This is a genomic window from Gaiella sp. (genome assembly GCF_035558935.1).
GTDB lineage: Bacteria > Actinomycetota > Thermoleophilia > Gaiellales > Gaiellaceae > Gaiella.
Genome location: NZ_DATMBZ010000041.1, coordinates 20,976 through 33,004, shown reverse-complemented (window position 1 = coordinate 33,004; position 12,029 = coordinate 20,976). Strand labels below are relative to the sequence as shown.

At 70.2% G+C, this 12,029-nt stretch carries 9 protein-coding genes and 1 tRNA gene; 3 read left to right on the top strand and 7 right to left on the bottom strand.

From position 1 onward, the window contains the following. The 7 genes from narH to VNM44_RS04225 form a co-directional block, all read right to left on the bottom strand. Window positions 1-1,182 (bottom strand): nitrate reductase subunit beta (gene narH, locus VNM44_RS04255; protein WP_325622976.1); only part of this gene is annotated, 1,182 nt, incomplete at its 3' end. Then, window positions 1,182-4,814, bottom strand: coding sequence for a nitrate reductase subunit alpha (locus VNM44_RS04250; RefSeq protein ID WP_325622974.1), 3,633 nt, complete (start codon window positions 4,812-4,814; stop codon window positions 1,182-1,184). The genes narH and VNM44_RS04250, both read right to left, overlap by 1 nt. Then, the gene (locus VNM44_RS04245) at window positions 4,811-5,983 is read right to left on the bottom strand and encodes an MFS transporter (protein WP_325622972.1); all 1,173 of its coding nucleotides are present in this window, start codon (window positions 5,981-5,983) and stop codon (window positions 4,811-4,813) included. Before VNM44_RS04245 ends, VNM44_RS04250 begins: the two co-directional genes overlap by 4 nt. A 70-nt stretch (window positions 5,984-6,053) precedes the next feature. After that, window positions 6,054-6,473, bottom strand: coding sequence for a cyclic nucleotide-binding/CBS domain-containing protein (locus VNM44_RS04240; RefSeq protein WP_325622970.1), 420 nt, complete (start codon window positions 6,471-6,473; stop codon window positions 6,054-6,056). Then, window positions 6,470-7,756, bottom strand: coding sequence for a Glu/Leu/Phe/Val dehydrogenase (locus tag VNM44_RS04235; RefSeq protein WP_325622968.1), 1,287 nt, complete (start codon window positions 7,754-7,756; stop codon window positions 6,470-6,472). Before VNM44_RS04235 ends, VNM44_RS04240 begins: the two co-directional genes overlap by 4 nt. Before the next feature lie 120 nt (window positions 7,757-7,876). Then, window positions 7,877-7,962: transfer RNA gene (locus tag VNM44_RS04230), tRNA-Leu, on the bottom strand. Between the two features lie 54 nt (window positions 7,963-8,016). After that, window positions 8,017-8,691: a DUF3105 domain-containing protein gene (locus tag VNM44_RS04225; protein WP_325622966.1), complete on the bottom strand. Its 675-nt coding sequence runs from the start codon at window positions 8,689-8,691 to the stop codon at window positions 8,017-8,019. A gap of 67 nt (window positions 8,692-8,758) precedes the next feature. Between VNM44_RS04225 and VNM44_RS04220 the strand changes: the two genes are divergently transcribed. From VNM44_RS04220 to VNM44_RS04210, 3 genes are all read left to right on the top strand, one after another. Then, window positions 8,759-10,027 carry a DNA recombination protein RmuC gene (locus tag VNM44_RS04220; protein WP_325622963.1) on the top strand — a complete coding sequence of 423 codons (1,269 nt, stop codon included), beginning with the start codon at window positions 8,759-8,761 and terminating at the stop codon, window positions 10,025-10,027. A 103-nt stretch (window positions 10,028-10,130) separates the two neighbouring features. Next, window positions 10,131-11,093, top strand: a complete 963-nt coding sequence (trxB, locus tag VNM44_RS04215; RefSeq protein WP_325622961.1) for a thioredoxin-disulfide reductase — start codon at window positions 10,131-10,133, stop codon at window positions 11,091-11,093. 34 nt (window positions 11,094-11,127) lie between these two features. After that, on the top strand, window positions 11,128-12,027 hold the full coding sequence (locus tag VNM44_RS04210; protein ID WP_325622959.1) for a magnesium transporter CorA family protein: 900 nt from the start codon (window positions 11,128-11,130) through the stop codon (window positions 12,025-12,027). Window positions 12,028-12,029: the final 2 nt, after the last annotated feature.

Genomic DNA, 12,029 nt, shown 5'->3' with positions numbered 1-12,029 from the left:
GAGCAGGTTCGCGAGGTACTCGATCGGGATCCGCAGCTCCTCGATCGCGGGGAACACGTCGTCCGGGTCGGCCTCGGAGCCAGGCCCCTCGACGAGGCTCATCACGGGCGAGAGCGGCGGGACGTACCAGACCATCGGCAGCGTGCGGTACTCGGGATGCAGCGGCAACGCGACCCGGTGCTCGACCGCGAGCGCGTACACCGGAGAGCGCGCGGCCGCGTCGAGCCAGTCCTCGGCGATTCCATCCCGGCGCGCCTGCTCCCGCACGTCGGGGTCGGCCGGGTCGAGGAACAGCGAGAGCTGCGCCGGCAGCAGGTCCTTCTCGTCGGGCACGGAGGCCGCCTCCTGCACCCGGTCGGCGTCGTAGAGCACGACGCCGAGGTAGCGGATCTTCCCGACGCACGTCTCCGAGCAGATCGTCGGCTGGCCCGCCTCGATCCGTGGGTAGCAGAGCGTGCACTTCTCCGCCTTCCCCGTCGACCAGTTGAAGTAGACCTTCTTGTACGGGCAGCCGCTGACGCACATCCGCCACGAGCGGCATTGCTCCTGGTCGACGAGCACGATCCCGTCCTCGGCCCGCTTGTACATCGCCCCCGACGGGCACGACGCGACGCACGACGGGTTGAGGCAGTGCTCGCAGATTCGCGGGAGGTAGAACATGAACGCCTTCTCGTACTCGAGCCGCACGTGCTCCTCGACGCCGTCGCGAAGGTTCGGGTCGAGGCGGGCCCGCTCTGGCGCTCCCGCGAGGTCGTCCTCCCAGTTCGGGCCCCACTGCAGGTCGAGGGGTCGACCCGTCACCTGCGACTCGGGCTGCGCGACCGGCTGGTGCTTCGAGACACCCGCGGTCGTCAGCGTCTCGTAGTCGTACGTCCAGGGCTCGTAGTAGTCGTCGAGCGTCGGCAGCTCCGGGTTGAAGAAGAGCGTCGCGAGCTTCCGGAGCCGGCCGCCTGCCTTGAGCCGGAGCTTGCCGCCCTTGAGCTCCCAGCCGCCTTTCCAGCGGTCCTGGTTCTCCCACTGCTTGGGGTAGCCGACCCCCGGCTTCGTCTCGACGTCGTTGAACCAGACGTACTCGGTGCCGCGGCGGTTCGTCCACACGTTCTTGCACGTGACCGAGCAGGTGTGGCACCCGATGCACTTGTCGAGGTTCATCACCATCGCGATCTGGGCGCGAACCTGCATCAGTAGACCGGCTTCCCGAGGAGCTTGCGGACCGCGACCATCTCGTCGCGTTGCGTGCCGGTCGGGCCGTAGTAGTTGAACCCGTACGAGAACTGCGCGTAGCCACCGATCAGATGGGTCGGCTTCATCGAGATGCGCGTGACGGAGTTGTCGGTGCCGCCGCGCGTCTCGGTGATCTCGGACAGCGGGACGTTCACGTGCCTGTCCTGCGAGTGGTACATGAGCCCGATCCCCGGTGGGATCCGGTGCGAGACGACCGCGCGCGCGACGACGACGCCGTTGCGGTTGAACACCTCGCACCAGTCGTTGTCGGCGATCTCGATCTCGCGCGCGTCGACGTCGGAGAGCCACACCACCGGCCCGCCGCGGAAGAGCGTGAGCATGTGGAGGTTGTCCTGGAACTCGGAGTGGATCGACCACTTGCTGTGCGGGCTCAGCCAGCGGACGTGGAGCTCCTTGCGGCCTTCCTCGCCGGAGAGTTGCGTGCCGACGACCCCGAGCACGTTGAGCGGCGGCCGGTAAGTCGGCAGGCCCTCGCCGTACTCGAGCATCCAGGCGTGCTCGACGTAGAGCTGCTGGCGCCCGGTGAGCGTGCGGAAGGGGACGTTCCGCTCGACGTTGATCGTGAACGGGTTGTAGCGCCGGTCGCGCGACTCCATCCCCGACCACTCGGGCGAGGCGAGCACCTTTCGCGGCTGCACCTGCGTGTCGCCGAAGGTGATGCGGACGTCCGCGTGCTCCTCGGCGATGTCGGCCAGGTGCGTCCCGGTGCGCTTCTCGAGCCCGCGGAAGCCCTCGACGGCGAGGCGGCCGTTCGAGACGCCCGACAGGGCGAGGATCGCCTCGCACCAGTGGACGTCGCGCGTGAGCGCCGGGCGGCCGTCGATCTCGCCGTTTGCCGCGCGGAGCTGGTCGAGCTCGACGGTCGGCAGCAGCGGGATGCCCTTCGCAGACGAGCCGAGCTTCTCGGTCAGCGGGCCGAGCGCCCTCCACTTGCGGTGCACGGCCGTGTAGTCGCGCTCGACGGGAACGAGCTTCGGCATCGTCTTGCCCGGCACCGGCTCGCACTCCCCCCGCTTCCAGTCGCGCACCTCTCCGAACGGCTGCGCCAGCTCGTCGGGCGTGTCGTGGAGGAGCGGCGCGGCCACGAGGTCGGTGCGCGTGCCGAGGTGCTCGACCGCGAGCTCCGAGAAGCGCTCGGCGATCCGGTCGAAGATGTCGAAGTCGGTGCGGGCCTCCCAGGGCGGCGGCACCGCCTGGTTGAAGGAGTGGACGAAGGGGTGCAGATCGGTCGACGAGAGATCGTGCTTCTCGTACCACGTCGCGGCGGGCAGAACGACGTCCGAATAGAGGGCCGACCCGTTCATCCGGAAGTCGATCGTCGTGAAGAGGTCGAACTTGCCGGTCGGAGCCTCCTCGTGCCAGACGACCTCCGTGGGTCGCTGCTCCGGAGGCACCTCGATGTTCCGGACCGCGGCGTCCTCGACACCGAGGACGTGCCGGAGGAAGTACTCGTGGCCCTTGCTCGACGAGCCGAGGAGGTTGGCACGCCAGAGCGTGAGGACGCGTGGGAAGTTCTCGGGCGCGTCGGGATCCTCGGCGGCGAACTTGAGCTCGCCGGACTTGAGCCGGTCGACGACGTACGCGGGCGCCTCCACCCCGGCCTCGGCAGCCTCGCGGGTCAGCTCGAGCGGGTTCCGGTCGAATGTCGGGTACGAGGGCATCCAGCCGAGCCGCGCGGCGAGCAGGTTGCAGTCGGCGACGTGCATCTCGTCGAGGAGCCCCTTGCCGAGCGGGGTCGAGTAGACGCCCGCGCGCGTGCGCTGGAAGCGGAACTGGTCGCTCGCGAGGAACCAGAACGGCGTCGTCGCCTGCTGGCGCGGGGGGCGGTTCCAGTCGAGCGCGAAGGCGACCGTCGACCAGCCGCTGATCGGACGCACCTTCTCCTGTCCGACGTAGTGCGCCCAGCCGCCGCCGTTGACCCCCTGGCAGCCGCAGAGCGCGACGAGCTGGAGGATCGCCCGGTAGATCTGGTCGGAGTGGAACCAGTGGTTCGTCCCCGCGCCGAGGACGATCATCGAGCGGCCGTTCGAGCGCTCCGCGTTCCGCGCGAACTCGCGCGCGACACGGGTCACCCGGCCCGCGTCGACCCCGGTGATCGGCTCCTGCCACGCGGGCGTGTACGGCTCGGACGCATCGTCGTAGCCGCTCGGCCAGCTCCCTGGCAGACCGTCGCGCGCGACGCCGAGCTGAGCCGCGAGGAGATCGAAGACGGTTGTCACGAGACGGCCGCCGACCCTCATCGCCGGGACGCCCCTGCGAAGGGCCTCGCCCTGCGAGCCACCGACGTCGAAGCGCGGCAGGTCGAGCTCGACGAGCTCGTCGTGGCGGCCGAGGAGCGTGAGGGCCGGGTCCACGTCGCCGAGCTCGAGATTCCACTTCCCCATGCCCTCGTCGCCCCAGCGGAACCCGACCGAGCCGTTCGGCACGACGGTCTCCCCCGTCCTCGAGTCGACGAGCACCGTCTTCCACTCGGCGTGCTCGCTCGTGTCGTCGAGGTCGGAGGCGCGGAGGAAGCGATCGGCGACGTAGGCGCCGTCGCGCTCGCGCAGCGTGACGAGGAACGGCAGGTCGGTCGTGCGCTTCACGTACTCGTCGAACCACGTGACCGTGCGCTCGACGTGGAACTCCTTGAGGACGACGTGCGCCATCGCCATCGCGAGCGCGCCGTCGGTGCCGGCCTCGGCGGGCAGCCAGTGGTCTGCGAACTTCGTGTGGCCCGCGTAGTCGGGAGAGACCACGACGACCTTCTGGCCGCGGTACCGCGCCTCTGCGAGGAAGTGTGCGTCGGGCGTACGGGTCTGCGGGATGTTCGAGCCCCAGAGAACGATGTAGCTCGCGTTCCACCAGTCCGCGGACTCCGGCACGTCGGTCTGGTCGCCCCACATCTGCGGGGAGGCCGGCGGCAGGTCCGCATACCAGTCGTAGAAGCTCAAGCAGATCCCGCCGATCAGCGAGAGGAAGCGCGTTCCCGCCGCGTACGACACCATCGACATCGCCGGGATCGGCGTGAACCCCGCGATCCGGTCCGGCCCGTACTTCTTCACCGTGTAGACGTGCGCCGCGGAGACGAGGTCGACGACATCGTCCCACGACGCTCGCACGAAGCCGCCCTTCCCGCGGATGGACTTGTACGAGCGTGCCTTCTCCGGGTCTTCGACGATCGCGGCCCAGGCCTCCACAGGGTCGCCGCCGTGCCTCGCGCGCGCCTCGCGGAACATCTCGAGCAGAACGCCGCGGACGTACGGGTAGCGCACGCGGATCGGCGAGTAGAGGTACCAGCTGAACGAGGCGCCTCGCGGGCAGCCGCGCGGCTCGTATTCGGGGACGTCCGGCCCGTTCGTCGGGTAGTCGGTCTGCTGCGTCTCCCAGGCGACGATCCCGTCCTTGACGTGGATCTTCCACGAGCAGGATCCGGTGCAGTTGACGCCGTGGGTCGAGCGGACGACCTTGTCGTGCTGCCAGCGGTCGCGGTAGAAGCGCTCCCACTCGCGCCCGTCCGGCTGCAGCACGCTCCATCCGTCTGCCGAGCCGCCGCCTGAGAAGTAGCGCGGCCGGGTGAGGAGGCTCACGCCGCGACCTCGTGGGGCAGACGCGAGGCGCGGCGCATCGTCAGGGCGACGACGAGGCAGACCACGGTGAACAGGAGCAATCCGACGAAACCGAGCGCATAGGTGTCGAAGTGATCTTTCACGATTCCCATCACCACCGGCGGGAAGAACCCGCCGAGCCCGCCCGCCGCACCCACGATGCCGGTCGCCGCACCGGTCGCCTGGGGGAAGTCGCGCGGCACGGCCTTGAAGACGGCCCCGTTCCCGAGACCGAGGAACCCTGCGAGCGTCAGGCAGGCGATCGTGACGGGGACCCAGGTCGGGTCGTCGGAGATCATCGCCAGCCAGGCGGCGTCGAGCCCCGCACCGACGAAGACGACGACCAGCACGGTCGCCGGGCCGATCCGGTCGGAGAGATAGCCGCCCACCGGCCGGGCGAACGTCGCGACGACCGTGAAGCCCGCGGCGCGCAGACCGGCGTTCGTGAGCGAGATGTCGAACCAGTCCCGGAGCAGCTTCGGCAGGAAGACCGCCATCGCGACGAAGCCGCCGAACGTGACGAAGTAGAGGAGCGCGAGCCGCCACAGCCTCCAGCCCGAGCGCAAGACCGCGCCGTAGTGGACGGCCGGCCCCCGCGGCGGATCCTCGGCCATCCGGTAGAAGAGGAACGCGGTCGCGAGCAGGAGCACGGCGGCGACGATCCCGAGGGCCTCACGGCCGAGCCAGTCGACGATCGCGGGCGCGCCGAACGCCGCGACGGCCGTGCCGATGTTCCCCATCCCGTATACGCCGAGCGCGAACCCCTGGCGCTCCTTCGCATACCAGCCGGCCACGAACGGCACGCCGACCGCAAAGGACGAGCCGGCGATGCCGAGGAAGAAGCCGACGACGATCAGCGCGGCGTACCCGTCGACGAACCCGAAGATCGCGGCGGGGATCGCCGAGACCCCGAGCACGACCGGGAACATCACCCGTCCGCCGAGGCGATCCGTCAGTACGCCGACGGGGATCCGGAGCAGGGATCCGAGCACGACGGGCACCGCCGTGAGCATCAGCGTCCGGGTGTTCGAGAGGTCGAGGTCGTCCTGGAAGCGCTTCGCGAGGGGCGCGATCAGGCTCCAACCGACGAACGCCACCGCGAACGCGGACGTCGCGAGGACGAGGTTCCGAGTCGCGCTCCTCGGGTCCATCTCCCGCGCGATGCTATGCGCTCGGGCCGATCGGGGTCGTGGGGGAAGCCGCCGGACGGGTCGGTAGGAACTACGGATCCTCGGCCGCAGGCTCCTCGTCCTCGGCGAGCCGGCGCTGGAGGACGGCGCGGGAGACGACGCCGACGAGGCGGCCGCCGTCGACGACGGGCACGCGCTCGGCGTCCTCCTCCTCGATGAAGCGGAAGCCCTCGTCGAGCGGCGTGTCCGCGTCGATCGTGTAGTGCGGGGGCTCGGCGATCTCGGCGACGTGCACCGCGCTCGGGTCACGCCCCTGCGCCACCACGCGTGCGACGAGCGTCTTGCGCGTGACGACGCCGAGGAGCTCGCCCTCGTCGCCGACGATGTAGACCGCGCGCACCTCGGCCGGCGTGAGCACCTCTCCCGCCTCCTGCGCGGTCGCGCTCGCCGGAAGTGCGCGCGGCTCGGCGATCATCGCGTCGCGGACGCGGAGGGCCTGCTCCTCCGTCACGGATAGAGCCCGCGCGCCTCGAGCGCCGACGAGACGTCCCGGATCCCCGCGACGAGCGCTGCGGTCCGCATCGGCACGTCGCGCTCGTGGGAGATCTCCCAGACGCGGTCGAAGGCGTCGTTCAGCTTCTCGGCGAGCTTCGCCCGGATCTCGTCGCGGCCCCAGAAGAGGCGTCCGAGGTCCTGCACCCACTCGAAGTACGAGACGGTGACCCCGCCGGCGTTCGTGAGGATGTCCGGCAGGATCGGGATCCCGCGCTCGCGCAGGATGGCGTCACCCTCGAGCGACGTCGGCCCGTTGGCTCCCTCGGCGATCATCCGGCAGCGAAGCCGCGAGGCGTTGTCGGCGTGGATCTGATCCTCGCGGGCGGCGAGCACCAGGATGTCGCACTCGAGCTCGAGGAGCTCCTCGTTCGTGATCCGCGTCCCGGTCTCCCAGCCCTCGAGCGAGCGGTGCTGTCGGGCGTAGGCGCTCATCGTCGGGATGTCGAGCCCGTCCGCGTCGAAGACGCCTCCGGACACGTCGGAGACGCCGACGACCGTCGCGCCCCGGTCGACGAGCTCCTGCGCGGCAGTACCGCCGACGTTGCCGAAGCCCTGGACGACGCAGCGCTGCTCCGACAGGCGCCAGCCCATGCGCTCGCAGGCGCGGGCGACGACCATCACGACGCCGGCTCCGGTCGCCTCGTGGCGGAAGACGGAGCCGCCGATCGAGATCGGCTTGCCGGTCACGATCTCCGGAACCGCATGGCCGCGCTGCATGGAGTAGGTGTCCATCATCCACGCCATGGTCTGTTCGTTCGTCGCCATGTCGGGCGCGGGAATGTCCTCCTGCGGTCCGATGAACGGCAGCAGCTCCGACGTGAACCGGCGCGTCAGCCGCTCGATCTCGGCCGCGGACATCTCCGGCGGGTTGCACCGGACACCGCCCTTCGCGCCGCCGTAGGGCAGCCGCAGCAGCGCGCACTTCCACGTCATCCACACCGCGAGCGCGGCGCACTCGCCGAGCGTGACCTCCGGGTCGTAGCGGACGCCCCCCTTCGTCGGCCCCATGACGCTCGAGTGCTGCACGCGGTAGCCCGGGAAGACGACGCGCGTCCCGTCGTCGAGGCCGACCGGGCAGGAGACCATGATCGACCGTTCCGGGTGCCGCAGCCGCTCGGCGACGCCCGGGTCGACGTTGGCGTGCGGAACCGCCTGGTCGAACTGCGCAATGGCCGTGCGGTAGAGCGGTGTGTCGAACTCGAGATGGGCGAACGACGGGACGTGCTCGGTGCTCGCCATGGCGCGCTGAGTGTATCCAGGGGGTTGGATTCAGGGGACTGCTCCGAGGGCCTGGTCCGCGACGCTTCGGGCAACGCCACGCTTCACGGGGGTCAGTCCCTGCGGGACAGACCGCTGTAGTGCCGGGGGAGGGAGTCGAACCCCCATGTCCCGAAGGGACAGCCGGTTTTAAGCCGGCCGCGTCTGACCAGTTCCGCCACCCCGGCGGGGTGCGAGGGCGACGTTAGCTGCGCCCGGACGCGGCTGAAGCCACGTCCGCGTTAGCTGCGGCCCGGAAGCAACGCGTCCGGCGGGAAGCGCTCGGGGCCCTGGAACTGGTAGGCGTCGTAGAACGCCGCGAACGCCTTGTCGTCGACCGTCGTGCACTTCGCGAGGTACGCGGTGCCGTCAGCGGGCTTGGACGGGTTCTTCGTCACCCACGCGCCGAGCGAGATCTTGTCGCCGAGGGCAGGGTACGGCGCGAGCACCGTGCCGCGGGAGTGCGACTGCACGAACGTGCGGAGCTCCGCCACGGTTGCCGGCGGCACCTCCTCCCCGTACTGGACCGCGATCGCCCCGTGCTCGAGGTTGTGCACGAGCTGCGCCTGGTTGACCGGCTCCTCGTACGAGCCGTAGACGACCGGGACCGCATAGTGCGGGCCCGACGTCGGAGGCACGGTGTTCCACCGCTTCGACGTGCCGGTCGGGCTGGTGACGCTGTGGTCGCCGGGCAACGCCGGAGTTGCCGTCAACGTGCAGCCGGCCGCTTCGACTGCCGCCCGCGCGTCACCGCCGCCGCCGCCACCACCGACCGTGAAGGCGAGCGCCACAGCGGCGATCGCGAGCACCGCGACGCCGCCGATTCCGAGCATCAGGATGGCGCGGCGGTCACCGCCCTGGGTGGGCGGCTTGGCCTTTCCGGGGGTCTTTCCATGCGGGCGGGGCCTCGGCGGCATGGCCGGGAAGGATAGCTGCGCCCCTCCTCGGCTCCGTCCGGCCCGGGGGCTACGTTGCTTGGTCCTCATGACGATCCTGCTCGCCATCGGTGCAGCGCTCGCGGGCTTTGCCGTTTGCTGGTGGCTGCAGCCGAGGCTGTCGGGACATCGGGAGCTGCTGGCGGAGCGTGACCGGCGCGAGCTCGACCTCCGCAGCGAGCTCGAACGCCGCGACTCGGAGCTCGGCGTCGCACGTGGCGAGCTCGGCGTCGCACTCGGTGAGCTCGCAGAGGCCCGCGCGGGTGCCGCCGCCTCGGCCGCGCGCCTCGAGACGCTCGAGGAGAAGCTGCCCGAGACGGTCCGCAGCATCTCCCAGGAGACGCTCGATGCATCGCGTGAGACCTTCCTCGCGCAGGCGGGCGAGCGCGTCGAGAAGACCCTGCTCCCGGTGCACCAGCGTCTCGGCGACCTCCGCAAGCTCGTCGACGAGACGGAGGCGCGTCGCCTCGAGGACGGAGGCCGGCTCACCGCCCAGCTCGAGCTTCTGTCCGCAGGGACGCGTTCGCTCGCGGTGGCCCTCGGCAGCACACAGACGCGCGGTCGCTGGGGCGAGATCCAGCTCGAGCGCATCCTCGAGTTCGTCGGGATGGAAGAGGGCGTCGACTACTCGTGCCAGACGAGCAAGCAGGGCGGCCGTCCGGACGTCGTCGTCCACCTCCCGGGTGGGAAGAACGTCGTGATCGACTCCAAGGCCCCCTTCGACGCGTTCGAGCGCGCCGCACAGGCAGCAGGCGAGGAGGAGCGCGCCGCGGCGCTCGCAGAATTCGGGCGCAGGGTCCGGCTCCACGTCCAGGAGCTGGGGCGGAAGGGCTACTGGGCGCACGTGACGCCGTCGCCCGACTTCACGTTCATGTTCCTCCCCGGAGACGCGTATCTCGCCGCGGCGGAGGAGCAGGACGCCGAGCTGTTCAGCTTCGCCTACGAGCGCGGAGTGCTCCTGACGACGCCGCGCACGATCGTGGTGATGCTGCGCACCATCCGTGTCGCGTGGCAGAACGAGAACGCGTCCGACCACGCACAGGCGGTGCTCAAGGTTGCGTCGGAGCTCCACGAGCGCCTGAGCACGATGGCCGAGCACCTCGCGAAGGTCGGTCGAGGGCTCGATTCGGCCGTAAGCGCATACAACAAGGCGGTCGGGTCCTACGGATCCCGTGTGCTCGTGTCGGCACGAAGGCTCGAGGGTCTCGCGGCCACGCGATCGACGCTCGACGATCTTCCGCCGCTGACCGAGCACGCCTCGTCACAGCTCCAGCCTCTGCAGCTCGAGGTCGTTTCGAAGAGCGCCGACGCCGCATGAAACGTGGGAACACCAGCGGGGCAGCGATCGTTGGAACACTATGGAGGCCGCGGATCGACCGCGAGCCTGTTTCTCGACGACCATCCGGGAGCACACTGAATCGATGAACGACGTCCGTGACGTGATCGTGATCGGCGGCGGGCCTGCCGGCTATACGGCTGCGCTCTACGCGGCCAGGGCGAATCTCGAGCCGCTCGTGATCGAGGGCTTCAACTGGGGTGGCCAGCTCATGATCACCTCTGACGTCGAGAACTACCCGGGCTACGCGGACGGCGTGATGGGGCCGGCGATGATGCAGGACTTCCGCCGCCAGGCGGAACGCTTCGGCGCGTCGTTCGTGACGGACGACGTCACCCGCGTCGACTTCTCCCAGCGCCCCTTCCGCATCTGGGTCGGCGACGACGAGTACCGCGCCGAGTCCGTGATCGTCGCGACGGGTGCGAGCGCGCGGCAACTCGGGCTTCCGTCCGAGCAGGTGCTCCAGGGGCGAGGCGTCTCCTACTGCGCCACGTGTGACGCGGCCTTCTTCCGCGACAAGGTCGTCGTCGTGGTCGGAGGCGGCGACTCGGCCATGGAGGAGGCGCTCTTCATCTCGCGGTTCGCGAGCAAGGTGATCGTCGTCCACCGCCGCGAGGAGTTCCGCGCCTCGCCGATCATGGTCGACCGCGCACGGTCGAGCGAGAAGATCGAGTTCGTCCTGAACAAGGTCGTCACGGAGGTGCTCGGCGACGGCAAGGTGACGGGCATCCGCCTCGTCGACACGGTGACCGGTGAGGAGTCCGTCCTCGACGCGGACGGGGTGTTCGTCGCGATCGGCCACGACCCGAACACCGCGCTCTTCCTCGACCAGCTCGACCACGAGCCGGACACCGGCTACCTCGTCACGCGGGGGAAGTCGACCGAGACGAACATCCCCGGCGTCTTCGCTGCCGGCGACGTCCAGGACCACACGTACCGCCAGGCGGTCACGGCCGCGGGGTCCGGCTGCGCCGCGGCGCTCGACGCCGAGCGCTGGCTGAGCGAGCAGCGCCACGCGGCGTTATCCGCCGCCGCGACCACGGCGTAGCGCCCGCCGACCCGAGGAGTAGCCTCGATGCGCCGTGGCGGCGCAGTGGACCGATCTCGTCGACCCGACCCGGGAGGAGCTCGTGAACGCCCTTCCCGTCCGGCTCGACGACGACGTGATCGCCGAGCTGCTGGAGCCCGTCGGCGACGGCCGCGGCGTGCGGCCCGCGCTCGAGGCCCACGAAGGCTGCGTGCGCGGCGTGCTCGTCCACCCACGGACGAGCCCCGAGGGACGCGCGCAGTACCTCGTGCTCGACATCGTCGCCTCGCCCTCGGCGCTCCTCACGGCGCGCAAGGCCGGACCCGACGGAACGCTCGCCGCGGTGGACGGCGTCGCCGCGCGGGTCGACGCGGATGCGTCCGTCGGAGACGTCTTCCACGGGGCCGTCGACGACTCCGCCGACGCCTTTCTCGAGCTCGTCGACGGCCTCTACGAGGCGATCGACGACCTCGAAGGGGAGGTCGAGCACCGCTCCGGCGCCCACGTGCGCCGCCGCATCGCGGTGCTCCGGAACGAGATCCTCCTGGCGCGGCGTGCCTCGACCGCGACACGTGGCATCGCGCGACGCGTCGTGGACGGACGAGTCGACGTCGGGCGGTCGGAGCTCTTTCCGCCCGAGGTCGAGGCACGCTTCGTGGACACGTACGAGACGCTGGTTCGCGTAACCGAGGAGCTCGACGTGGCGCGCGATCTACTCGGCGGCGTACGCGACTACTACCAGGCGAAGATCGCCGAGCAACAGAACGAGGTCGGGAAGAAGCTCACGGTGATCGCCTCCCTCGTGCTGGTGCCGAGCCTCATCGTCGGCTTCTTCGGCCAGAACTTCGGCGGGCACTTCCGCGACTGGTACTGGAGCCTGGGGGTCTCGGTCGGCCTCATTGTCGCGACGACGGTCGTTCAGCTCGCGCTCTTCCGTTGGCGCCGCTGGCTGTAGCC

Excerpts from the sequence above, each read along its gene's own strand:
- VNM44_RS04235 (WP_325622968.1), bottom strand. The coding sequence starts at position 7,756 with ATGGCGAGCACCGAGCACGTCCCGTCGTTCGCCCATCTCGAGTTCGAC.
- VNM44_RS04245 (WP_325622972.1), bottom strand. The coding sequence starts at position 5,983 with ATGGACCCGAGGAGCGCGACTCGGAACCTCGTCCTCGCGACGTCCGCG.
- VNM44_RS04220 (WP_325622963.1), top strand. The coding sequence starts at position 8,759 with ATGACGATCCTGCTCGCCATCGGTGCAGCGCTCGCGGGCTTTGCCGTT.
- VNM44_RS04225 (WP_325622966.1), bottom strand. The coding sequence starts at position 8,691 with ATGCCGCCGAGGCCCCGCCCGCATGGAAAGACCCCCGGAAAGGCCAAG.
- trxB (WP_325622961.1), top strand. The coding sequence starts at position 10,131 with ATGAACGACGTCCGTGACGTGATCGTGATCGGCGGCGGGCCTGCCGGC.